Genomic DNA, 23355 nt, shown 5'->3' with positions numbered 1-23355 from the left:
GCTCCGGTTCGGATAGCGATGGTCTCAGACCGCCTCGCCGCGTGCCCCAAGTGCCGCGTTGCGGATCGCGGCGATGTTGGTTTTGTAGGAGTCCAGCGTGCCGCCCTTGAACACCGAGGTGCCGGCGACGAAGGCGTTGGCGCCGGCCGCGGCAAGCGCGCCCGCAACATCGGGGCCGACGCCGCCGTCGACCTCGATGTCGATCGGACGGCCGGCTACCATTGCCCGGATGTCGCGGATCTTGTTGATCGCGGAGGGAATGAAGGCCTGGCCGCCGAAGCCCGGATTGACCGACATCACCAGCACGAGGTCGACGAGGTCGAGGACGTATTCGAGCGCGCTGATCGGCGTCGCCGGATTGAGCGAGACGCCGGCCTTCTTGCCGAGCGCGCGGATCGCCTGGAGCGAGCGGTGCAGGTGGGGACCCGCCTCCGCGTGCACGGTGATGTGGTCGCAGCCGGCTTTGGCGAAGGCCTCGAGATAGGGATCGCAGGGCGAGATCATCAGATGCGCGTCGAAGATCTTCTTGGTGTGCGGGCGCATCGCCTTGACGACATCAGGGCCGTAGGAGATGTTCGGAACGAAGTGCCCGTCCATCACGTCGAGATGGATCCAGTCGGCACCGGCGGCGTCCACGCTGCGCACCTCCTCGCCGAGCTTCGAGAAGTCCGAGGCCAGGATCGAGGGCGCAATGGCGAGGGGGCGGGGGACGAAAGCTTGGGTCATGGCACGTTTTCCCGTGGCGGATGGACGACGAATGGCCTCGCCTAACATGGGCCCTTGTGGCGGGCAATGCAGGAGGGGCGCGCTTCCTGTGGGCGGAAATTTCTGCCGCTGGCGGCATGAATTGCCGATGTTCCCGCGACCTGCACGACCTGATGGACGTGGATTTCATTGAGCTTTTCGCGATGGCACGGCGCTTGCTGACTTCAGCCGCAGAACATTGGTCGCGGCGTGCCGCATCCTGTTGGAGTTGTGCAATGTTGTTCGCCCTAAGTGCGGTCTCGAGCGCGCTCGACGCGATCCAGTCGCTGACGAACTCGAAATCGTCGTCGGCGGCGCACAAGACGGGCGCTTCGCAGAGCGCGCCGGCCAATCCGTTCGCAATCGACAGCGGCAGCAGCAGCACGGCCGGCGCAACCTCGTCGGTCAATGCAGGCAAATATCCGCAGATCTCGTCGGAGACGATGAACGCGCTGTTCGCGGCGCAGAGCCAGTCGGCCGACGGCGCGGCCTTGTCGAGCTCGACATCCTCGACGCCGAAGAGCCGTGAGGCCGCCCTGAAGGACCTGTTCTCGCAGATCGACGCGGACGGCGACGGCAAGATCACCAAGTCGGAGTTCGAGGGCGCGCTCGGTGCGGGCGGCACCAACCTGGCCCAGGCCGACGACGTGTTCTCGAAGATGGACGCGAATGCGGATGGCAGCATCAATCTCGGAGAGATGACGAAGGCGCTGGGGGGCGGTCGTCATCATGCGCAGGGCGCGGGCGATGGGTCGGATTCCTCGTCACAATCCAGCCGCGGCTCGACGTCGACCACGACGACCAATGCCGACGGCTCGACCACCACCACCGTCACCTATGCCGACGGCTTCAAGATGTCGACGACGGTGCCGGGCGCTTCCAGCCCGCGGAATTCGGCCTATGATCTGTTCGCGCAGCTGATGCAGCAGCAAGGCGGGCAGGGGCAAAGCGCCGCGTCGACGGCTGGTTCGTCGCTGTCCGTGAGCGTCTGAGCGGCATCCGACATCAGCCCGCATGCTCGCGCGTGGCGTCACGATAGACGTAGCGGTCGCGGATTTCGCGATTGAAGAACGTTCCCTTTGCGCGCGCATCCTCGAACGCGGCAGCGACCTCGGGCGGAACATCCTCATAAACATAGAGACGCCCGCTGACGAACGTTACCTTCAGCTCGCGTTTCTCGGGCGCATAGCGAAAGAAGCGGATCACGGAAGCGGGCATGGCCGCGCACCTTGTCCGCCGGTAACGCGTTGAGGGCCGTTTCGTTTCTCTCCTAGCCGAACCGGTCCTGCCAAGCCGGCTGCGCGCCCGGAAACGGCAAGGCCGTCGCGCTGTAGACACCGCGGGCGATCGCGCGGGCGACCACGTTGGCGGCGATCGTGCCGAGCTCGGTGAGGCCGACCAGCGGCTCGATCGGCTTTTCGCACGTGGCAGCGGCAAACAGCACGTCGCCGTCGGTCGGCGCGTGCACCGGATAGATCGCGCGGGCGAAGCCGGTATGCGCGATCATCGCCAGCCGCTTGGCCTGGGGCTTGGTCAGCACCGCGTTGGTCACGACGGCGCCGATGGTGGTGTTTTCCCGCGCGCTCGCGGCAGGCCCGCCCTTGATGCGCATGCGGAGCATGTCCTCGGTGAACTTGTCCGGCAGGCCGCGTCCGCCGAATTCGCCGTCCATCTCGAACGGCGCCGCCCAGAACCACGGGCCATTGCCGACGGTGACGCTGCCCACGGCGTTGACGGCGACGATCGCCGCGACCTTGATTCCGCTCGGCGTCACGGCCGATGCGGAGCCGAGGCCGCCCTTGAACGTCGCGGTGGTGGCGCCGAAGCCGGCGCCGACGCTGCCAAGCGTGAAATCCGCGCTGGTGGCGGCGGTGGCCGCGGCATAGCCGAGGTCGCGATAAGGCGAGAAGCGTCCCCAGGCCTTGTCGCCGCCATTGAGCAGGTCGAACAGGATCGCCCCCGGCACGATCGGGATCAGCGCTTCGCGAACCCGGTGGCCGCGGCCCTGCTCGGCGAGCCAGGCCTGTACGCCGCCGCCGGTGTCGAGGCCGAAGGCCGAGCCGCCCGACAGCGCGATGGCGTCGACGCGCTCGATCGTGTTGGCGAGATCGAGCAGTGCATCCTCGCGCGTGCCGGGGCCGCCGCCGCGAACGTCGATCGCGGCGATGGCGGGAGAATCGAAGATGATCGCGGTCGCGCCGGAGCCGACTTTCGGGTCCTCGGCATGGCCGACCCGCACGCCGGCGATATCGGTGAGAAGGTTCTTCACGGCGGCCTCGTCGTTGAGAGCAATTCACGATCTGCGATAGCGCAGCAATGCCGCAGGCTCAACTGGCGAGCGCGGTCCTCAGCATCTTGGCGAGCTCGGACTTGCGGTAGGGCTTGGCCAGCAGCAGCACGCCGGAATCAAGTCGGCCGTGATGGACGATGGCGTTCTCGGTGTAGCCCGAGGTGAACAGCGTCTTCAGATCGGGGCGGCGCCTGTGCGCTTCGTCGGCCAGCTGGCGGCCGTTCATGTTGCCGGGCATGATGATGTCGGTGAAGAGCAGGTCGATAGTCTCGTCGCTGTCGATGATATTGAGCGCCTCGGCGCCGTTGGCGGCCTCGAGCGCGGTATAGCCGAGGCTCTTGACCTGCGTCATGACATACTGCCGGACCAGCGCATCGTCCTCGACGATCAGTATCTTCTCGTTGCCGCCGGTGATGGGCGCGTTCTGGAGCGCCTCGAACTCGGTCTCCTGCACCCCGGTCGAGCGCGGCAGGTAGATCTTCACGCTCGTGCCATGGCCTTCCTCGCTGTAGATCTTGATGTGGCCGCCCGATTGCTTGACGAAGCCGAACACCATGCTGAGGCCGAGGCCGGTGCCCTTGCCGACCTCCTTGGTGGTGAAGAAAGGATCGAACACCCGGTCGATCAGCTCGGCAGGAATTCCGCTGCCGGTGTCGCTGACGGCGATCATCACGTAATTGCCGGCAAGGACGTCGGGATTCATGCTGGCATAGCCGTCGTCGAGGAAGATGTTGCGGGTCTCCAGCACCAGGGTGCCGCCGTCGGGCATGGCGTCGCGCGCGTTCAGCGCGAGATTGAGAATGGCGGTGGAGAGCTGGCCCGGGTCGACCAGCGTCGGCCAGGCATCCTCGGTGAGCTGCGGCATGATGGTGATCTGCTCGCCGAGCGTCGGATGCAGCAGCTTGGCGGCTTCGAGCACCAGTGCGTTGACGTCGATCTCGCGCGGCTGGAGCGGCTGCTTGCGGGCGAAGGCGAGCAGATGCTTGGTCAGCTGCGCGCCGCGCTCGGCGGCGTCGTCGATCAGCTTGGTGATCGCGGCAAGCTCGGGCCGGTCGGCGACCGCGTCGCTGAGAATGCCGATCGTGCCCGTGATCACGGTCAGCACGTTGTTGAAGTCGTGGGCGACGCCGCCGGTCAAGTGGCCGATCGAGTCCATCTTCTGGACCTGCCGGAGCTGGGCTTCGGCCGCCTGCTTGTCGGTGAGGTCGCGGCCGATGAAGAAGTGGCGTTTCACCGGCTCCGACCAGGTGCCCATCCAGTTCAGCGCGACCTCGTGACCGTCGTAATGGTAGTAGCGCGCCTCGAAGCTGCGCTTGACCGCGCCGCGACGGGCTGCGCGCATCTCGTTCCGCGTCCTCTCGAGATCGTCGGGATGGATGAATTCGATCGCGCTGTGCCCGACCATGTCCTCTGGGCTGTAGCCGAGAATGTTCCGCACGCTCGGGCTGACCTGGATGAAATTGCCATAGCCGTCAGTGACCAGGATCAGGTCCTGCGATGTCTCGAAGATGCGCTGGCGTTCCTCGGTCTCGCGGCGCAGCTTCTCTCTGGCCTGCTTTTCTTCGGTGATGTCATGGGCGATCTTGGAGACGCCGATGATCTCGCCATCGTCGGTCCGCAGCGGTGAGATGTTCAGGACGACGTCGAGCGGGCGGCCGTCTTTCCGGATTCGGACCGTCTCGTGCTGGGCGATCGACTCGTTGCTGGCGATCCGGTTGAGGATGCTTCTGACTTCGCCCTTGCGATCCGGCGGCACGATGATGTCGATCGGCCTGCCGACGGCCTCGGCGGCGGAGTAGCCGAACAGATGTTCGGCGGCCTTGTTCCAGCCGGTGATGATGCCGTCGAGCGACTTGGTGATGATCGCGTCGTTGGACGATTCGACGACTGCGCCGTACAGCGCGAGGCGCTTGCCGAAATAGTCGCGTTCAGAGGCCGATTGCTGGCGCAGCCTTCCGACGAGGCCCACCGTGCGCGCCTGCAGGCGGACATTCTCGATCAGCAGCACCGCGAGCACGAAGGTCGCCGCCGCGAGGCCGTAGAGCCGGCCGGCATAGAAGCCGAGATCGAAGCGTGCGATGTTGACGATCGCCGACAGGGCGATGTCGAACAGCCAGGCGCACATGACCACCATCAGCCAGATGTCGATCACCGTATGCGGCTTGCGGAACCAGAGCGAGACCAGCGCGGCAAAGCTCAGCGACCACACGAAGGACACGACTCCGATCATGGTCGCCGTGTAGCGGCCCTCGCTCAGCAGGACCGGCAACAGATCGTGCTGCGCGGTGACGATCCAGGCGAACACGGCCATCACGGCGATGACGCAGAGCACGCTGGCATAAATTGCGTTGCTTGCCGCGCCGCGGACCCGGGGTCCACCGTCCTTTTCTTTCAGCCAGGCATACGCCATCACGCAGAGCGGAAAGCCGGCGTGCCAGACCATGTAGAGCCAGACCGTGGTCTGCCGGCCCGCACAGAAGAGTCCGGTCGGCGTGAACAGGCCGGGGAAGGTGAGGGCATGTACCAGCGCCGCCGCGGCGGTGAAGAGATAGCCGCTCGCGAGCCACAGCAGCGCGCGGGTCCGCAAGATCGCAAATTGCGATAGCAGCAGCACGGCCGTGACGATGTCGCTCACGGCCAGCGCGGATTGATAGCTGGCGACGAAGGCGGGGGCCGGCAGGAGCGGGGTACCGGCGAAGGGCACGGCCGCGGCGAACAGCAGGGAGGACACACCGACAATCGTCAATGCTGCAGTGCGGTCGGCCGAAGTGGCCGGGAGGGTCGACAGAAAGGCGTTTCGGTCGATCGTCGCAGGCACGTCCAGTTCGCGCGAGTCGGTGCTGAGCAGGTCGGGTTTGAGCATCTCCGCTAGTCTCATTCGCCGGTAATCCGTGCATCGTAGCGGGTTTTGGGCGCGGGTCGTGACGGAACCGGTTTACGACTCAACCGAGGGTTACAGTTTACCTAATTTCGGTGGATGCACGGAACAGGGATCGGTAAGGGGCGCTTTACAGGGCGGTGTCATAATGCCCATCCGCGGCAGCGGGTTCCAGCTTTGAAACAAGCGATTTCGGTTTCGAGATCGGGAGTTGCTCCCATGCCACGCGTTCTCATCATCGACGACCACAAGGACGTCCGATGGTCGCGATCGTGCTTCGGGGCAATCGTTTCGAGGTCGTGGAGGCCGAAAGCGGCGCGGCGGGGCTGAAGGCCTTTGCGGAAAGCCCCTTTGACGCCGCGATCGTGGACATCTTCCTCGGCGATACCAGCGGCGTCGATGTCATCACGTCCCTGCGCGAGCGCGCGCCGGCGCTGCCCGTCGTTGCGGTATCCGGGATGACGGCGCTCGATTTCATGGACCAATCGCCCCATCTCGCCAACGTGGCCTGCCTGCAAAAGCCGTTTCGGCCGAACGATCTCCTGCAGGCGCTCCGCAAGGCCCAGGCCGCGGCGGGCGGCGAGATGTCGGCCGCGGTCTGACCGGGCAAAAAAACGCCCCGGCAAGCCGGGGCGTGGTCGCGTTGGCAGAGCCTTCGGAGACCGCTGATCGAGATCCCCGACGAGCCTCCTTGATCAGGAACCCTTGGCACCGAGCTCGGCGTAATTGCCCTTGGCGTCCCACTTGTAGACGACATAGTCGATCTGCTTGAGGTCGCCCTTGGCATCAATTTCGATCGGGCCGAGCACCGTGTCCCACTTGCCGGCCTTGATGGTCTCCATGACCTTCTTGGCGTCGGTGGTGCCGGCCTTCTTGACCGCCTGCGTCCAGACCTGCAGCGCAGCGTAGGTATAGAGCGTATAGCCTTCCGGATCGATGCCCTTGGCCTTGAACGCCTCGACGATCTTCTTCGCGGTCGGCTTGTTGCGCGGATCGGGACCGAAGGTGAACAGCGTGCCTTCGCCGGCGGGACCGGTGATGGAGGCGTACTCCTTGTCGGCGAGCGCGTCGCCCGACATCAGCACCGTCTTCATGCCCTGATCGCGCATCTGGCGCAGGATGAGGCCGGCTTCCTGATGGTAACCGCCGACATAGACGAGCTCGACATTCTCCTTCTTCAGGCGCGAGACGATCGCGTTGAAGTCCTTGTCGCCCTTGTTGTAGGATTCGTACATCTTCTCGGTGATGCCGGCCTTGTTGAGCGCCTTCTTGGTCTCGTCGGCAAGACCCTTGCCGTAGGTGGTCTTGTCGTTGAGGATCGCGATGTTCTTGCCCTTGTAGTTCTTGGCGATGTATTGCGCGGCGATCAGGCCCTGCTGGTCGTCGCGGCCGCAAACCCGCGCCACGTTCCACAGCTTGCGCTCGGTGAAGAGCGGGTTGGTCGAAGCCGGGGTGATTTGCAGGACGTTACCGTCCGCATAGGCTTCAGAGGCCGGGATCGAAGACGACGAGCAGAAATGGCCGGCGACGAACGGGATCTTGGCGCCGGCGATCTTTTCCGCCACCGAGCGGGCCTGTTTCGGATCGCAGGCGTCGTCCTCGGCGTTGAGCGCGAGCTTCTTGCCGTTGACGCCACCGGCGGCGTTGATGTCGGCGATGGCCATCTCGGCGCCGTTCTTCATCTGGCGGCCGAAGGCGGACTCGCCGCCGGTCATCGGGCCTGCGACTGCGACGGTGACATCCTGCGCGAATGCCGCGCTCGACAGCGCGAGCGATGCGCCGAATGCTAGACCGATGAGCTTCAGTGATTTCATGAGATACCTCGCGGGTGGTCGCCTGTGGAAGTTGCCGGGCATGCCCGGTTCAAACCGGCGCCATTCTTGAATGAATTCGAGGAGAAGTCACCGGCAAAATACGGGCATAGGTCAAGATATCTAGCCGCATTCTCGCGCAGGGCGGGGCCGGTCAGTGCCGGCCGCCTTCCAGATAAGCGGCGCGGATTTCGGGGCGCTGCAGCAATTCGGCACCGCTGCCGGCCAGCGTGATAAGGCCATTGACCATGACATAGCCGCGATGAGCGAGCTTGAGCGCGTGGTTGGCGTTCTGCTCGACGATCAGCACGGTCAAGCCGTCCTGCCGGTTCAGTGTGCGGATGGCGTCGAAAATCTGCCGCGCGATCAGCGGGGCGAGCCCCAGCGAGGGCTCATCGAGCAGGAGCAGGCGAGGGCGGCTCATCAAGGCGCGGCCGATCGCCAGCATCTGCTGCTCGCCGCCGGACAGGGTTCCGCCGCGCTGGGCGAAACGTTCCTTCAGGCGGGGAAACAGGGCAAACACGCGCTCGAGCGTGCTCTCCCGTTCCGCCGGCGTGCTCTCGGTGACGTCGGCCCCCATCTGGAGGTTCTCGGCGACGCTCATCCGCGGGAAGATGCGGCGGCCTTCGGGCGACTGCGCGATGCGCAAATGGGCGATCTCGTGGGTCGGGACGGCCGTGATGTCCTTGCCCTCGTACAGGATCTGCCCGGCGCGGGCGCGCGGCTTGCCGAAGATCGTCATCATCAGCGTCGACTTGCCGGCGCCGTTGGCGCCGATCAGCGCGACGATCTCGCCGGAATTGATGTCGACGTCGACGCCCTTCAAGGCCTCGATCTTGCCGTAGGCCGCGTGCAGGCCCCGGATCGCGAGCAGGGGGGATGCCGCCGTCACGATCCGCTCTCCATGACGGCCATGGCCTCTTCCTCGTCGGCGCCAAGATAGGCGGCGATCACCTTGGGATCGTCGCGCACCTCGCGCGGCGTGCCTTGTGCGATCTTCACGCCGTGATCCATCACCACGATGTGGTCGGAGATCTCCATCACGACCGACATGTCATGCTCGATCAGGAGGATCGACGTTCCCAGGTCGTTGCGGATCGAAAGCAGGAGCGCGTTCAACGCGGCGCTCTCTCGCGCGTTGAGGCCGGCAGCCGGCTCGTCAAGGCACAGGAGTGCAGGCTCGGTGCACATCGCGCGTGCGATCTCGAGGCGGCGCTGATCGCCATAGGCGAGATTGCCGGCCGCATCGTCGGCGCGGTCGAACAGGTTGACCCGCCTCAGCCAGTCGGTGGCGAGATCGATCGCGCGCTTTTCGGCGTCGCGATAAGCGGGCACGCCGACAAGGCCGAGCAAGGTGAAGCCCGAGGCGCGCATCAGCATGTTGTGCTGCGCCACCATCAGGTTTTCGAGCACGGTCATCCCGGGAAACAGTCGGATGTTCTGGAAGGTGCGCGCGACCTTGGCCTGCTTGGCGATACGGAAGTCGTTGAGCCGCTCGAGCGCGATTTCCCTGCCGTCATCGTGGGTGAGGCGGATGGCGCCGCCGGTCGGCTTGTAGAAGCCGGTGATGCAGTTGAACACGGTGGTCTTGCCGGCACCGTTCGGTCCGATCAGCGCCGTAATCTTGCGCCGCTCTGCCGTGAACGACAGGTCCTGCACGGCAACGATGCCGCCGAAGCGCATGGTGAGCTGATCGACGTCGAGGATACGTTCGCCGCTCATCCGTGGCCTTCCTTGACGAGGTCGGAGGAGATGGCCTGCGCCTTCTTCAGATAGACGGTTGGCGCGCGATGGCCGACCAGGCCGCGTGGCCGCCAGATCATGATCAGCACCATGGCCCAGCCGAACACCAGCATGCGATAGGTCTCGAGGCCGCGGAACAGCTCGAACCCGCCGATCATGGTCAGCGCCGCGAGCGCGACGCCGAGCTGCGAGCCCATGCCGCCGAGCACGACGATGGCGAGCACCAGCGCGGATTCCTGGAAGGTGAAGGATTCCGGGCTGATGAAGCCCTGGCGGGTGGCGAAGAAGGCGCCGGCGAAGCCGCCGAACATGGCGCCGGTCGCGAACGCCGTGAGCTTGGTCGTCGTGGTGTTGATGCCGAGCGCGCGGCAGGCGACCTCGTCCTCGCGCAAGGCCTCCCAGGCGCGCCCGATCGGCAGCCGGCGCAGGCGGATCGTCACCCAGTTGGTGAGCAGCGCCAGCGCCAGGATCAGATAGAACAGGAAGACGATACGGTGGGTCGGTGAATACTCGATGCCGAGCTTGGCGGCCAGCCCATCGTCGCTGTTGTTGAGCGGAATGCCGAACAGGGTCGGACGCGGAATACCGGATACGCCGTTCGGTCCGCCGGTCAGACTCTGCCAGTTGATCAGGACGAGGCGGATGATTTCGCCGAAGGCGAGCGTCACGATGGCGAGATAGTCGCCGCGCAGGCGCAGCACGGGAAAGCCGAGCAGCACGCCCCAGAATGCGGCGAGGATGCCGGCGAGCGGCAGGCAGATCCAGAACGACCAGCCGAAATTGGTGGCGAGCAGGGCGTAGGAATAGGCGCCGACCGCATAGAACGCGACATAGCCGAGATCGAGCAGGCCGGCGAGCCCGACCACGACGTTGAGGCCCCAGCCCAGCATCACATAGGTGAGCACGAGAATGGCGAGGTCGAGGATGTAGCGCTGGTTATAAAAGATGACGGGCACCAGCAGCGTGAAGATCAGCAGCGCGGGCGCAAGGTAGCGGCCGACCAGCGACATGCCCTTCTGCACCGCCGGCGGCACCAGCTTCTCGGTGCCGGCCGGGCCGATCCATTGCCTGAGCAGCTCGATCACGATCGAGCCGCCGAACACGGCGGCGACGAGCGCGGCGAGCTCGCCAAAACGCGTCCAGTAGGTGAGCTGGCCGTCGGAACCCGCCTCGGTGCGGATGCCGACCATCAGCGAGAACAGCACCAGCGCGATCACTGCGTTGATGAAGGCGGTCTTGAGGAGAGCGGGGATGCCCGTTGCAGGTTTGGTCGTGTGGGGCGAGGGAGCTGTCACGCGCGTCAGACTTTTTCGACTTCGGGACGGCCGAGCAGGCCGGTCGGCATGAAGATCAGCACGACGATCAGGATCGAGAACGCCGCGACGTCCTTGTACTCGACCGAGAAATAGGCCGACCAGAACGTCTCGATCAGGCCGATCGCGAGCCCGCCGAGCATGGCGCCCGGCAGCGAGCCGATGCCGCCGAGCACGGCGGCGGTGAAGGCCTTGATCCCGGCGACGAAGCCCATGAAGAAGTCGACCAGGCCGTAATAAAGCAGGTACATCAGGCCCGCGACGGCGGCGAGCGCGGCGCCGATCACGAAGGTCATGGAGATGGTGCGGTCGACGTCGACGCCGAGCAGCGCCGCCATGGTCTGATCCTGCTCGCAGGCGCGCATGTCGCGCCCGAGCCGGGTGCGCGACACCAGCCAGGTGAAGATCGCCAGCAGCACGATGGTGGTGATGACCACCATGATCTGGATGTTGGAGAGCTGGATCACGAAGCCGTCCTGGCTCTCGTGCAGCGTGTAGCCGCCGGTGATGAAGGGCGGGATCGGCTTGACGCGGGCGCCTTGCGCCACTTGCGAATAATTCGTCAGCACGAACGACATGCCGATCGCCGACAGCATCGGGGCGAGGCGGAAGGAATGCCGCAGCGGCCGGTAGGCGACGCGCTCGATGGTCCAGCCATAGAGCGCGGTGATTGTCATCGACACCAGCAGCACCACGAGCAGGATCACGGGAATGGCCGTGAGGCCGAGCGAGATCAGGATCAGGAAGGTGATGAGGGCGATGAAGCCGCCGATCATGAAGACGTCGCCATGGGCGAAGTTGATCATGCCGACGATGCCGTAGACCATCGTGTAGCCGATCGCGATCAGGCCGTAGATGGAGCCGAGCACGAGGCCGTTGATGAGCTGCTGGGCGAAATAATCCATAAGCTGCCGTACCCAAACTTGACGCGGCTCAAAGGGAGCTCTTGCAGAGAGTTCTTGGGCCCCGGCAGCCCTTGAGCGTTCTGCAGGTTTTGTAACAGGAGGGAACTGGCGGCCGCAACTGGCCCGGTCTCCGCCTTAAGGCTTGTACAGAGATCATTTTGCCGCCGAGTTCCTCGGTCGCTGCGAGGAACCGGGTTCCCCAGGCAACCAAAATGGATGCTGGCCGTTGTCTTGCCTCTGACGTCCAACAAGGGAGTTTCCCCGAATGACGAAGCAGCAGAACCAGAATCCGGGTCAGCAGAGTCAGAACCCCGGCCAGCAGCGCCCCGGCCAGCAGCAGGGCGGCGGTCAGAAACCCGGACAGCAGCATCAGGATCCGCGCCAGGGCGATCGCCCGGGCCAGCAGCAGGGCGGCCAGCGCGACCAGGAATAGCGAGTTTTGGAGCCCAGGAGCAGGAGGGGCCCCGCCACAAGGCGGGGCCTTTTTCTTGCAAAAGAGTCATTCCGGGGCGGCTCGAAGTGCCGAACTCCGGTGCCTGCGCACCTGAGAATCTCGAGATTCCGGGTCTGGTGCTGCGCACCATCCCGGAATTGACGCCACGGGGAGGGAGCAGGCAGTCAGGCAGTTAAGGTAAACAAAGGGTTTAAATTGCCGCCATAGTCTGATGCGAGTTAGCTCCGGCATGGCCGCGCCTTCCTCCGAAGGCTCGGCAAACTAAGCGGGAAGCGGCATGTTCAGGAATTGGCGGATCGGCTCGGTCAACGGCGCGCTGCTGGCGGCCTATTTCATTCCCGTATGGAGCCTCGTCGCCTTCAACATCATTGTCGCGCCGGTGCACGGCCTTTACGAGCGGCCGAGCGTCGCGGTGGCGCTGTACCTGAGCGACCATCTGCAGATGGCGGGCATGGACACGGTGCGTGCCGCCTGGCTGCTGGCGCTCGGACGGCTGACCGTGGTGGCGTTCTTCGCGATCTACCTGGTGCTGCTCTGCATTCCCCGAACCCGCAAGGGCGGCGGCAGTGACGAGGCGCTCGGTATTGCGCTCGCGATCGGCAGCCTGATCTCCTTTGCCAGCATGGTGATGGCCTCGAAGGTCGGCGAGCTGGCCGCGCTTCGGCTGCACGCCACCGAGGTTCTGGTCTTGCTCGGCGCGGCCATCGTGGTCGTGATCGAGCAGCCGGCGGCTGCGCCGAAGACGCCCGAGGTCGCCGCGCCGCCGAATCTCCAGCCTTTAGGTCTTGAGCAGGCCGAGCTCCTGCACAATCGCTGAGGCTTCCTTGACGGCGTGGTTCGCGGCCGGCACGCCGCAATAGATCGCCTGCTGCAGCAGGATCTCCTTGATGTCGTCGGGCGTGAAGCCGCCCTCGGCGAGCGCCGCACGCACGTGCAGGCGGAATTCGTCCCATTGCCCGAGCGCGACCATGGTGCCGATCACGAGCACGCGCCGCGTGCGCTCGTCGAAATGCGGCCGCGTCCAGATCTCGCCCCAGGCGTAGCGGGTGATCAGGTCCTGAAAGTCGGTGTTGAAGGCATTGCGGTTCGCGATCGACTTGTCGACCCAGGCATTGCCCAGCACTTTTCGCCGCACGTTCATGCCGGCATCGCGGCGCTTCTGGTCGTCCATGGTGTTTCTCCGGATCAGTCATTCCGGGGCGCTCAAAGAGGCGACCCCGGAATCTTGAGGGTTGTGAATGCCGATCGAGATTCCGGGTTCGACGCTGCGCATCGCCCCGGAATGACGATGGTTGCAATCAGCGCTGCGTCAGGAACCCCACCACCGCATCCGTGAACGCATGCGGCTGCTCGACGTTCGAAATGTGCGCGGCGTCGATGATGGTCATGCTGGCGCCGGGAATGCTGGAGCGGATCAATTCGGCCGCCGAGATCGGCGTCGCCACGTCGTGGCGGCCGGCGATCACCAGCGTCGGGCTCTTGATCTTCGGCAGCAGCGCGCGCTGATCGAGCGTCGACAGCGCCTCGCAGCAGGCGAGGTAGCCTTCGACCGGAGACGCCAGCAGCATCGCTTTCATCTTTGCAGTGATCGCAGGCTCGCGCTCGCGGAAATCCTGGGTGAGCCAGCCCGCGATCACGGCGTCGGCGACCGCGCCGATGCCGCCTTTTTTCACCGCCTCGATACGTTCCAGCCATCGGGTCGGCTCGGCATAATAGCAGGAGGTGTTGGCGAGGATGAGCTTGCCGAACCTTTCGGGCGCATTGGCGCCGAGCCATTGCCCGACCATGCCGCCCATCGACAGGCCGCACCAATGCACCTTCTCGATGTTGAGATCGTCGAGAATCGCGAGCACGTCGCGGCCGAAGCGCTCCATCGTGTAGGGGCCGGGCGGAACGTTCGATTTGCCGTGGCCGCGGCGATCGTAGCGGATGACGCGGAACACCTGCGTCAGCGCCTTCATCTGCGGCTCCCACATCTGCAGCGTGCAGCCGAGCGAGTTCGACAGCATCAAGGTCGGCCCGCCGTCGCGGCCTTCGACGGAGACGTTGAGCAGGCATCCGTCGGCATCGATCATGGGCATGCGGCGTCTCCGTTCTGGAGCATGATCCGGAAAAGTGTGGAGCGGTTTTCCGACAAGATCATGCTCAAACAATTAGTCTTGATCGAGGCTGTCGAGCAACCGGTCGATCAGCGCCTGTGACGCCCCTTGATAGGCCATCGGCTCGAACAATGCCGCAATTTTTTCCGGCGTCAGGTGCGCGGTGACTTGCGAATCGGCCGACAGCACCTCGCGCAGATGCTTCTTCTCGGCGACGGCGCGCTTGCTCGCGGCCTCGACGAGATGATGTGCATCGCTCTTGCCGATTTGCTCGGCGAGCGCGAAGGTGACGGCCTCCGCCATGATCAGCCCATGCGTCGCATCGAGATTGCTGCGCATGCGCGCCGCATCGACCTCGAGACCCTCGGCGATGTCGACGACGGCAGCCAGCGCGCCGGAGGTGACCAGCATCAATTGCGGCAGCGTCGGCCATTCCGCGTGCCAGGGACCGGCACTGCGCTCGTGGTCCTGCACCTGGGCGGTGAAGATCGTCGCGGCGAGCTGCGGAGCCATGGTCGCAGCGCCCAGCGCGCTTGCGGCGGCGACCGGGTTGCGCTTGTGCGGCATGGTCGAGGAGCCGCCGCGGCCTTCGCCGGCCGGCTCGAACGCTTCGGCGACGTCGGTCTGCATCAGCAGCGAGACGTCGCGCGCGATCTTGCCGCAGCTGCCGGCGAGAATGGCGAAGCAGGAGGCGGCCTCGGCAATGCGGTCGCGATGGGTATGCCAGGGCGCCTCGGGCAGTGGCAGATCGAGCTCCTGTGCCAGCCGTTCGGCCACAACGAGTCCCTTGTCGCCGAGCGCAGCGAGCGTGCCGGCCGCGCCGCCGAATTGCAGCGCGAGGCCCTCGCGGGAGAGCCGCCGCAGGCGGCAGCGGGCGCGGGCAAGGTTTGATGCGTATTCGGCGGTCTTCAGCCCGAACGGCATCGGCAGCGCGTGCTGGAGCCAGGTCCGCGCCACCACCGCGGTATTGCGATGGCTGCGCGCCAGCGCGGCAAAGCCCTTGATGGCGCGGCTGAGGTCGGTATCCAGCGCCGCGATGCCGGCGCGCAGCGTCAGCATGGTCGCGGTGTCGATGACGTCCTGGCTGGTCGCGCCCCAGTGCACATAGCGCGCGGCCTCCACGTCATTCTTGCCGACATTGGCGGTCAGCGTCTTGACCAGAGGAATCGCGAGATTGCCCGATCGCGTCGCGGCGCCGGCCAGTGCGGCCAGATCGAAGCAATCGGCCTTGCACGCAGCCTCGATCGGTCCGACGGCGGATGCCGGAATCACCGCGCTGGCCGCCTCGGCGCGTGCCAAGGCTGCCTCGAAATCGAGCATGTTCTGCAGGGTCGACCGATCGTCGCAGACCACGCGCATGGCGGCGCTCGACAGCATCGGTGCGAGCAGGGGGGAGATGGATGTGCTCATCTTGCGAGCGACCTAATCATCATGGCCGGGCCCTGCCAATCCCCCACCGCCCGCACACGTCATTTTGCAGTTGCGAATATGCATTGCACGTGACCGAGCGCCGGCCTTTTCTTTGCCGCGTCCCTGCGTTACTTCATCTGCACTATAGTTGCGCGATCCGGGAGGCACCCTCATGGCCATGACGATGAACGGCGAAGTCCAGCTTGCGGCGCCGCGCGAGGCCGTGTGGGCCAAGCTCAACGATCCCGAGGTGCTGAAGGCCTGCATCCCCGGCTGCGAGGAGCTGGAGAAGACCGACGACGGCGGCTTCCGCGCGACGGCGAAAATGAAGGTCGGCCCGGTGTCGGCGCGCTTCAAGGGCAAGGTCACGCTGTCCGATCTCGACCCGCCGAACGGCTACAGGATTTCCGGTGAGGGCGAGGGCGGGGTGGCCGGATTCGCCAAGGGCGGCGCGGCCGTCAAACTCGCCGAGAAGGACGGCGGCACGCTGCTCTCCTACGACGTCGAGGCGCAGATCGGCGGCAAGTTGGCGCAGCTCGGCCAGCGCCTCATCAACGGCGCCGCCAAGAAGCTGGCCGACGAGTTTTTCGCGAACTTCGCCAAGGCCGTACAGAGCTGAAGGTCCAATACCCTTAGCATAGCGCCTTCGGCATGGCGCCTTGCGCCCCGGGCGATGTTGCCCCGGGGCATAATGGCCCATATGATAGGTTGGAATAATTATAAGAACCGCTTCGACGGGACCCGTCGGGGCGCTGACAGAGAGTGCTTATGGCAAAAATCTCCCTCATCGTGAACGGCAATCCTGTGACGGCCAACGTCGATCCCCGCACGCTTCTGGTGCAATTCCTGCGCGAGAATCTGCGCCTGACGGGCACCCATGTCGGCTGCGACACCTCGCAGTGCGGTGCCTGCGTCGTGCATCTCGACGGCAAGGCCGTGAAGTCCTGCACCACGCTTGCGGTGATGGCCGACGGCCACGAGGTCAAGACGATCGAGGGACTGGCTGCCGACGGCGCGCCGCTGCATCCGATGCAGGAGGCCTTCCGCGAGCACCACGGCCTGCAGTGCGGCTTCTGCACGCCGGGCATGATCATGACCGCGATCGACATCGTGCATCGCAAGGGCCACGAGCTCGACGACCACACCATTCGCGAGGAGCTCGAAGGCAATCTCTGCCGCTGCACGGGCTACCAGAACATCGTCGCCTCGATCTCAGCCGGCGCCAAGGCGATGGCGAAATCCGATCTCGCGTAACGCGCATCCCGCGATCAGGACATACAGATGTACGAATTCAAATATCATCGCCCTGGGACCGTTCGCCAGGCGGCCAACCTCCTGGTGAAGAACGAGGACGCCAAGGTGATCGCCGGCGGTCACACGCTGATTCCGGTCATGAAGCAGCGCCTCGCGAGCCCGCCGCACCTGGTCGACCTCTCCCATATCGAGGGGCTCAACACGATCGAGATGAAGGGCCGCTCCCTGGTGATCGGCGCCACCGCCAAGCACGCCGAGGTCGCGACCTCCGCCGTTGTCGGTGAGGCGATTCCCGCGCTGGCGAATCTCGCCGGCGGAATCGGCGATCCCGCCGTGCGCCACAGGGGCACGATCGGCGGCTCGCTCGCCAACAATGATCCGACTGCGGATTATCCGGCCGCGGTGCTTGCGCTCGGGGCCACCATCGTCACCAACAAGCGCCGCCTCAAGGCGGAAGAGTTCTTCCAGGGCCTGTTCACGACCGCGCTCGAAGCGGATGAGATCATCACCAAGGTGATGTTCCCGCTGCCGAAGAAGGCCGCCTACATCAAGTTCCGCAACCAGGCCTCGCGCTATGCGCTGGTCGGCGTGTTCGTGGCACGGCGTCCTTCGGACGTGCGCGTTGCCGTCACCGGTGCGGGCTCCGAAGGCGTGTTCCGCGTCACCGCATTCGAGGAGGCCCTGAAGAAGCGCTTCGCCTCGAAGGCGCTGGAGGGCATCGCGGTACCGGCGGAAGGCCTCAACAGCGACATCCACGGTAGCGCCGAATACCGCGCGCATCTCATCGGGGTGCTGACGCGGCGCGCCGTCGATGCCGCCAATGCCAAGGAATGACGAGCCTCACGCCTTGGCCCAATACTTGCCCGGTGAGGGCGCAAACGAGACTGGCCTTTCATGACTTCAGCGGCCAATAGTTCCGGTGCCAATACTTCAGTTGTATTTCCGGCATCGGTCGATGCGATGCTCGAACTCCTGACGTCGCGCGGCTATCTGGCCGAGCGCTCGTTGGCGACGGTGACGTACCTGTCGCTGCGCATGGGCCGGCCGCTGTTCCTGGAAGGCGAGGCCGGCGTCGGCAAGACCGAGATCGCCAAGGTGCTGTCGGCGGCGCTAGGGCGGAAGCTGATCCGCCTGCAATGCTACGAAGGCCTCGACGTCTCCTCCGCCGTCTACGAGTGGAATAGCGCGGCGCAGATGATCGCGATCCGGATGGCGGAAGCCGCCGGCGACACCGATCGCGATCAGCTTTCGAGCGACATCTTCGCGGATCGCTACATGATCAAGCGGCCGCTGCTCCAGGCGCTGGAGCCTGATGTCGCCGGCCCGCCGGTGCTGCTGATCGACGAGCTCGACCGCGCCGACGAGGCGTTCGAGGCGTACCTGCTCGAAATCCTCAGTGACTTCCAGGTGACCATCCCCGAATTCGGCACCGTGAAGGCGCCGCATCCGCCAATCGTCATCATCACTTCCAACCGTACCCGCGAGATCCACGACGCGCTGAAGCGGCGCTGCCTGTATCACTGGGTCGACTATCCCGCCGCCGAGCGTGAGCTCGCGATCGTCAAGACGCGTGTGCCCGGCATCTCGGCCAAGCTGTCGCAGCAGGTCGTGCGCTTCGTGCAGGCGCTGCGCAACCAGGACTTCTACAAGTCGCCGGGTGTTGCCGAGACCATCGATTGGGCCACCGCCCTGTCCGAGCTCGATGCCCGCTCGCTGACCCCGCAAGTGGTCGGCGACACGCTGGGTGCGCTGCTCAAGTACCAGGACGACATCACCCGCATGCAGGGCGACACGCTGCAGAAGGTGCTGAAGGACGTGACGAGCGAGAATTGATCTCGCGCCACAATTGAGCTCGTCATTCCGGGGCGCGCGTAGCGCGAGCTATGGTGCGCAATTGCGCACCTGAGAATCCATAACCACGATCGGGAGTATGGATTCCGGGCTCGCGCCAAGTGGCGCGCCAAATGACGGCTGGGAGTGTAGATCGATGGCCATCAACCACCTTGCCCCCGAAAAGACCGAGCAATTCGCCGACAACATCGTCGGCTTCGCCCGCGCGCTGCGTGCCGCCGGCCTGCCGGTCGGGCCGGGCGCTGTCATCGATGCCATGAGCGCGCTGCAGGTGATCGACATCGGCAACCGATCCGACGTCTTCACCACGCTGGAGGCGATCTTCGTCAAGCGCCATGAGCATGCGCTGATCTTCAGCCAAGCCTTCAACCTGTTCTTCCGCGCGTCGGAAGAGTGGAAGCATATGCTGGACTCGGTGCCGCTGCCGGAAGAGGCCAAGAAGAAGCCGCAGGCCGGCGCCCGCCGCGTTCAGGAGGCGATGTCACGGCCGCGCATGACCGAGACGCCGCAGCACCAGGAGCAGGATTTGCGCCTGTCGGTCTCCGACAAGGAGATCCTGCAGAAGAAGGATTTTGCGCAGATGAGTGTGGCGGAGATCGCCGAGGCGCTCCGTGCCATTGAGCGGATGCACCTGCCGCAGGCCGAGCTCTTGACGCGCCGGCAGCGGCCCGATGCCCGCGGCCTGCGCCTCGACCTGCGCCGCACGCTGCGCGCCTCCTTGCGCACCGGCGGCGACATCATCGACATCCATCGCCTCGGGCGGATCGAGAAGCCGGCCCCGATCGTGGCGCTGCTCGACATCTCGGGCTCGATGAGCGAATACACCCGCCTGTTCCTGCATTTCCTGCATGCGATCACGGATGCCCGCAAGCGCGTCTCGGTGTTCCTGTTCGGCACGCGCCTCACCAATGTCAGCCGCGCGCTGCGCCAGCGCGATCCGGACGAGGCGCTGGCGAGCTGCTCGGCCTCCGTCGAGGACTGGGCCGGCGGTACCCGCATCTCGGCCTCGCTGCACAACTTCAACAAATTGTGGGCGCGGCGGGTGCTGAGCCAGGGCGCTATCGTGCTCCTGATCTCCGACGGGCTGGAACGGGAGGCCGATTCCAAGCTCGCCTTCGAGATGGACCGGCTGCACCGGTCCTGCCGGCGGCTGATCTGGCTGAACCCGCTGTTGCGGTTTGGCGGCTTCGAAGCCAAGGCGCAGGGCATCAAAATGATGCTGCCCCACGTTGACGAATTCCGCCCGGTGCATAATTTGAGTTCGATCCAGGAGCTGATCACGACGCTCTCCCAGCCGCTGCCGCCGCATCACCGCAGCCTGATCCGCTCCGCAGCTTGAGAGGCCAGCCATGCTCGATCGCGACGAGGACATCCTGAAGGCGGCGGAGGACTGGCAGAAGGCCGGCCGTGGCGTCGCGCTGGCGACGGTCGTCGAGACCTGGGGCTCGGCGCCACGCCCGGCGGGCTCGAGCCTCGTCATCAATGACGAGGGGACCTTCCTGGGCTCCGTCTCCGGCGGCTGCGTCGAGGGCGCCGTGGTCACCGAAGCCATGGATGTGATCCAGAGCGGCAAACCGAAGATGCTGGAATTCGGCGTCGCCGACGAGACCGCCTGGAACGTCGGGCTGTCCTGCGGCGGCACCATCCGCGTCTTCGTCGAGAAGGTCGGTTAGCCGTGAAGCTCGATATCCTGCACGAACTCAATGCCGAGCGCGCCGCGCGGCGGCCGGTCATCCTGGTGACCGACACCGAGAGCGGCGAGCAGCGGCTGGTGAAGGCGAAGGATTTCGCCAAGGATCCGCTGCGAGCCGAGCTGGAAAAGCAGCTTCGCATGGGCAAGAGCGCCAGTGTCGAGGCCGGCGGCAAGAAGCTGTTCCTCAACGTCTACGCGCCGACGGCAAAGCTCGTCATCATCGGCGCGGTCCACATCAGCCAGGCGCTGGCGCCGCTGGCGCGCTCGCTCGGCTATGACGTCACCGTGGTCGATCCGCGCACGGCCTTTGCGAGCCCGGAGCGCTTTCCCGATATTCCGCTGATCGCCGAATGGCCCGACACGGCGCTGCCGCCGCTCAACGTCGACGCCTACACGGCGTTTGTCGCGGTGACTCACGATCCCAAGATCGACGACCCTGCTCTGCTGCACGCCTTCGAGCGCAACTGCTTCTACATCGGCGCCCTCGGCTCGCGGAAGACGCATGCCAAGCGTGCCGACCGGCTGCGGGCGCAGGGCGCCAAGGAAAGCGACATCGCGCGCATCCACGCGCCCATCGGTCTTGCGATCGGCGCGGTGTCGCCATCCGAGATCGCGGTGGCGATCATGGCCGAGATCACGGCCGTGCTTCGGCTGCCTCCCAAGGAAAAAGAAGAAGCGGCATGAAGTTCGGCCCGGCGAGCCCCAGGGATGCGATCGGCGGGGTGACCGTCCACACCCTGCGCCAGGGATCGCTGGTGCTGAAGAAGGGCACGACGATCGGGCCGGCCGAGGTCGAGGCGCTGGAGCGCGCCGGCATCAAGGACATCGTCGTGGTGCGCATGGAGGCGGGCGACGTCTCCGAGGACGTTGCGGCCGCCAGCATCGCGCTCGCCATCGGCGGCGAGGGCATCCATGTCGAGCGCGCGTTCACCGGCCGCGCCAATCTGTTCGCCGCGCGAGCGGGCGTGCTGGTGATCGACCGCGCCGCGGTCGACCGCATCAACAACATCGACGAAGCCATCACCTTTGCCACGCTCGCGGCCTACAAGCCGGTGGTCGAGGGCGAGATGGTCGGCACCGTCAAGATCATCCCGTTCGGCGTCGAGGCGAGCTTGCGCGATGCCGCGGTGAGGGCCGCCGGCAAGGACGTGTTGAAGGTCGCGCCTTACGTGATCAAGCGCGTCGGCGTGGTCTCGACGCTGCTGCCGGGCCTGTCCACCAAGGTGATCGACAAGACCCTGCGCGTCACCGCCGAACGGCTGGCGCCGGCCGGCGCCAGCATCATCGCCGAGCGCCGGGTCCCGCACGAGGAGCAGGCGCTGTCGGCCGCGATCAAGGAATTGCTCGGCCTCGGCGCCGAGCTCGTGATCGTGTTCGGTGCATCCGCGATCGCCGACCGCCGCGACGTGATTCCGGCGGCCGTCACCGGGATCGGCGGCGAGATCGAGCATTTCGGCATGCCGGTCGACCCCGGCAATCTCCTGCTGATCGCCCGCGCCGGCGAGGTGCCTGTGCTGGGCGCGCCGGGCTGCGCGCGCTCGCCGGTCGAGAACGGTTTTGACTGGGTCTTGATGCGGCTTCTCGCCGGCATCAGGGTGACGCGCTCCGAGCTGATGGGCATGGGCGTCGGCGGCCTCTTGATGGAGATCGTGACGCGGCCGCAGCCGCGCGCCAAGCCGGAGACCGAGGGCAACAGCCACGTCGCGGCCATCGTGCTCGCGGCCGGCCGTTCGACCCGGATGGGCGGGCCGAACAAGCTGCTCGCCGAGCTCGACGGCAAGAAGCTGGTGCGCCTCGCGACCGAGCAGGCGCTGGCCTCCAAGGCCTCCGAGGTGATCGTCGTCACCGGTCATCAGGCCGAGCTCGTCGAGCAGGCGCTGCAAGGCCTGAAGGTGAAATTCGTCCGCAATCCGGAGTTCGCCGGCGGCATCGCAAGTTCTGTGAAGGCCGGCATCGCGGCCGTGCCCGAGACCTGCGACGGCGCATTGGTATGTCTCGGCGACATGCCGCTGATCGACTCAGGCCTGATCGACCGGCTCATCGACAGTTTCGCGCCGGACCGCGGCAATCTCATCGTCGTCCCCGTCAGCGAAGGAAGGCGCGGCAACCCCGTGCTGTGGTCGCGCCGCTTCTTCAAGGAGCTGATGACGCTCGATGGCGACATCGGCGCGCGGCATTTGATCGCCAAGCACACCGAGGCCGTCGCTGAGGTTCCAGTGGACGGCGAGAGCGCCTTCCTGGACATCGACACGCCGCAGGCGCTGGAAGCGGCAAGACGCGGATGAAGGTGCCGTGCTGCTGTAGGGTGGGTTAGTCTCGCGACTGCGCGAAGCGCAGACGCCGGGCGTAACCCACCATGTTTCCGCGTTTGCCGAACGATCTTGGTGGATTACGCTGCGCCAATCCACCCTACGGCACCCCCCAAGGCGACCGATTTCAACGCCTCATTCACCATCTGGAAACGACCGCCGCTTAAAGTTCCTCCGACCTGCCTTGGGGGGAGGGGTTTTTCCATGGCTTCGAACGTCGTCGCGCGCCGTTGCGCGATGTTTTTCTTTGCGCTGTCCGTTTGCGTCGCCGGCGCTCGCCACATCACGGATGCGCACGCGGCCGGCGCGTTTGCAGTCGGCAAGTGCGGCGCCTATGGCCAGGCCTTTGACTATGGCCACGAGCACGAGGCGCGCGCTGCGGCACAGAAGCAATGCAAAGGCGATTGCACGACCGTGACGATGAAGCGCGCCTGCGCTGCGATGTCGGTCGATATGACAAATCCGTGCGGCGCCTATGGCTACGCCGTCAAGCCGAAGATCTCGGCCTCGCTCAATGCCGCTACCCGCGAATGCTACAAATACGGCGGCAAGGAATGCGTGATCCGCGCCTGGGCCTGCGACGCAAAGGGCTGATTTTTCG

The 23355-nt window shown here is 65.5% G+C and carries 24 protein-coding genes and 1 pseudogene; 13 read left to right on the top strand and 12 right to left on the bottom strand.

All coding sequences use genetic code 11. The features are described 5' to 3' along the window. Positions 1-24: 24 nt before the first annotated feature. Complete coding sequence (gene rpe / locus N2604_RS28330; RefSeq protein WP_260371358.1) at positions 25-726, bottom strand: ribulose-phosphate 3-epimerase; 702 nt, start codon at positions 724-726, stop codon at positions 25-27. Between the two features lie 254 nt (positions 727-980). On the opposite strand from rpe, the gene N2604_RS28325 reads away from it, so the two are divergent. Continuing rightward, positions 981-1736 (top strand): EF-hand domain-containing protein, encoded by a 756-nt coding sequence (locus N2604_RS28325; RefSeq protein WP_260371357.1) that lies wholly within the window; start codon positions 981-983, stop codon positions 1734-1736. 13 nt (positions 1737-1749) lie between these two features. On the opposite strand, the gene N2604_RS28320 is transcribed toward N2604_RS28325, so the two are convergent. From N2604_RS28320 to N2604_RS28310, 3 genes are read right to left on the bottom strand one after another with little or no spacing between them, the layout of a single operon-like run. Further along, the gene (locus N2604_RS28320) at positions 1750-1962 is read right to left on the bottom strand and encodes a KTSC domain-containing protein (protein ID WP_260371356.1); all 213 of its coding nucleotides are present in this window, start codon (positions 1960-1962) and stop codon (positions 1750-1752) included. A 52-nt stretch (positions 1963-2014) separates the two neighbouring features. Further along, positions 2015-3013 (bottom strand): P1 family peptidase, encoded by a 999-nt coding sequence (locus tag N2604_RS28315; RefSeq protein ID WP_260371355.1) that lies wholly within the window; start codon positions 3011-3013, stop codon positions 2015-2017. A 58-nt stretch (positions 3014-3071) separates the two neighbouring features. Further along, on the bottom strand, positions 3072-5897 hold the full coding sequence (locus N2604_RS28310; RefSeq protein WP_260371354.1) for a PAS domain S-box protein: 2826 nt from the start codon (positions 5895-5897) through the stop codon (positions 3072-3074). A gap of 234 nt (positions 5898-6131) precedes the next feature. Here N2604_RS28310 and N2604_RS28305 point away from each other — a divergent pair. Next, positions 6132-6514, top strand: a pseudogene (locus N2604_RS28305) (response regulator). A gap of 93 nt (positions 6515-6607) precedes the next feature. Here N2604_RS28305 and N2604_RS28300 read toward each other — a convergent pair. The 5 genes from N2604_RS28300 to N2604_RS28280 form a co-directional block, all read right to left on the bottom strand. Continuing rightward, positions 6608-7726: a branched-chain amino acid ABC transporter substrate-binding protein gene (locus N2604_RS28300; protein ID WP_260371353.1), complete on the bottom strand. Its 1119-nt coding sequence runs from the start codon at positions 7724-7726 to the stop codon at positions 6608-6610. A gap of 151 nt (positions 7727-7877) precedes the next feature. Beyond that, a complete protein-coding gene (locus N2604_RS28295; RefSeq protein WP_260371352.1) occupies positions 7878-8615 on the bottom strand; it encodes an ABC transporter ATP-binding protein in 738 nt (245 codons plus the stop codon). Next, positions 8612-9445, bottom strand: coding sequence for an ABC transporter ATP-binding protein (locus N2604_RS28290; RefSeq protein WP_260371351.1), 834 nt, complete (start codon positions 9443-9445; stop codon positions 8612-8614). The genes N2604_RS28295 and N2604_RS28290 overlap by 4 nt, the downstream gene beginning before the upstream one ends. Further along, entirely contained in the window at positions 9442-10761 is a 1320-nt protein-coding gene (livM, locus tag N2604_RS28285; RefSeq protein ID WP_260371350.1) for a high-affinity branched-chain amino acid ABC transporter permease LivM, read from the bottom strand. Before livM ends, N2604_RS28290 begins: the two co-directional genes overlap by 4 nt. Before the next feature lie 5 nt (positions 10762-10766). Next, positions 10767-11684 (bottom strand): ABC transporter permease subunit, encoded by a 918-nt coding sequence (locus N2604_RS28280; protein ID WP_260371349.1) that lies wholly within the window; start codon positions 11682-11684, stop codon positions 10767-10769. A gap of 265 nt (positions 11685-11949) precedes the next feature. Here N2604_RS28280 and N2604_RS28275 point away from each other — a divergent pair, with 265 nt between their 5' ends. Further along, positions 11950-12117, top strand: a complete 168-nt coding sequence (locus N2604_RS28275; RefSeq protein WP_260371348.1) for a hypothetical protein — start codon at positions 11950-11952, stop codon at positions 12115-12117. Positions 12118-12415: 298 nt separating this feature from the next. After that, entirely contained in the window at positions 12416-12955 is a 540-nt protein-coding gene (locus tag N2604_RS28270) for a hypothetical protein (protein ID WP_260371347.1), read from the top strand. Here N2604_RS28270 and N2604_RS28265 read toward each other — a convergent pair. The 3 genes from N2604_RS28265 to N2604_RS28255 form a co-directional block, all read right to left on the bottom strand. Next, positions 12917-13309: a carboxymuconolactone decarboxylase family protein gene (locus N2604_RS28265; protein ID WP_024340834.1), complete on the bottom strand. Its 393-nt coding sequence runs from the start codon at positions 13307-13309 to the stop codon at positions 12917-12919. The genes N2604_RS28270 and N2604_RS28265 overlap by 39 nt on opposite strands. Before the next feature lie 127 nt (positions 13310-13436). Beyond that, positions 13437-14219 (bottom strand): 3-oxoadipate enol-lactonase, encoded by a 783-nt coding sequence (gene pcaD, locus N2604_RS28260; RefSeq protein ID WP_260371346.1) that lies wholly within the window; start codon positions 14217-14219, stop codon positions 13437-13439. Between the two features lie 72 nt (positions 14220-14291). Then, complete coding sequence (locus N2604_RS28255) at positions 14292-15647, bottom strand: 3-carboxy-cis,cis-muconate cycloisomerase (RefSeq protein WP_260371345.1); 1356 nt, start codon at positions 15645-15647, stop codon at positions 14292-14294. 172 nt (positions 15648-15819) lie between these two features. Here N2604_RS28255 and N2604_RS28250 point away from each other — a divergent pair, with 172 nt between their 5' ends. The 9 genes from N2604_RS28250 (at position 15820) to N2604_RS28210 (ending at position 23348) form a co-directional block, all read left to right on the top strand. After that, positions 15820-16266 carry a carbon monoxide dehydrogenase subunit G gene (locus N2604_RS28250; RefSeq protein ID WP_260371344.1) on the top strand — a complete coding sequence of 149 codons (447 nt, stop codon included), beginning with the start codon at positions 15820-15822 and terminating at the stop codon, positions 16264-16266. Positions 16267-16415: 149 nt separating this feature from the next. Further along, positions 16416-16901, top strand: a complete 486-nt coding sequence (locus tag N2604_RS28245) for a (2Fe-2S)-binding protein (RefSeq protein WP_014494194.1) — start codon at positions 16416-16418, stop codon at positions 16899-16901. A 27-nt stretch (positions 16902-16928) separates the two neighbouring features. Then, positions 16929-17735, top strand: a complete 807-nt coding sequence (locus tag N2604_RS28240) for a xanthine dehydrogenase family protein subunit M (RefSeq protein ID WP_260371343.1) — start codon at positions 16929-16931, stop codon at positions 17733-17735. A 60-nt stretch (positions 17736-17795) separates the two neighbouring features. Then, complete coding sequence (locus N2604_RS28235) at positions 17796-18734, top strand: MoxR family ATPase (protein WP_260371342.1); 939 nt, start codon at positions 17796-17798, stop codon at positions 18732-18734. 154 nt (positions 18735-18888) lie between these two features. Beyond that, entirely contained in the window at positions 18889-20091 is a 1203-nt protein-coding gene (locus tag N2604_RS28230; RefSeq protein ID WP_260371341.1) for a VWA domain-containing protein, read from the top strand. Positions 20092-20101: 10 nt separating this feature from the next. Beyond that, complete coding sequence (locus tag N2604_RS28225; protein ID WP_025037240.1) at positions 20102-20425, top strand: XdhC family protein; 324 nt, start codon at positions 20102-20104, stop codon at positions 20423-20425. Positions 20426-20427: 2 nt separating this feature from the next. Next, positions 20428-21129 carry an XdhC family protein gene (locus N2604_RS28220; protein ID WP_260371340.1) on the top strand — a complete coding sequence of 234 codons (702 nt, stop codon included), beginning with the start codon at positions 20428-20430 and terminating at the stop codon, positions 21127-21129. Continuing rightward, positions 21126-22730, top strand: a complete 1605-nt coding sequence (locus tag N2604_RS28215) for a molybdopterin-binding/glycosyltransferase family 2 protein (protein WP_260371339.1) — start codon at positions 21126-21128, stop codon at positions 22728-22730. The genes N2604_RS28220 and N2604_RS28215 overlap by 4 nt, the downstream gene beginning before the upstream one ends. 228 nt (positions 22731-22958) lie before the next feature. After that, the gene (locus N2604_RS28210) at positions 22959-23348 is read left to right on the top strand and encodes a DUF4189 domain-containing protein (RefSeq protein WP_260371338.1); all 390 of its coding nucleotides are present in this window, start codon (positions 22959-22961) and stop codon (positions 23346-23348) included. Positions 23349-23355: the final 7 nt, after the last annotated feature.

Source organism: Bradyrhizobium sp. CB1015 (assembly GCF_025200925.1).
Classification (GTDB): domain Bacteria; phylum Pseudomonadota; class Alphaproteobacteria; order Rhizobiales; family Xanthobacteraceae; genus Bradyrhizobium.
The sequence above is the reverse complement of the archived record's forward strand: the minus strand, read 5'-3'. Positions and strand labels throughout refer to the sequence as shown.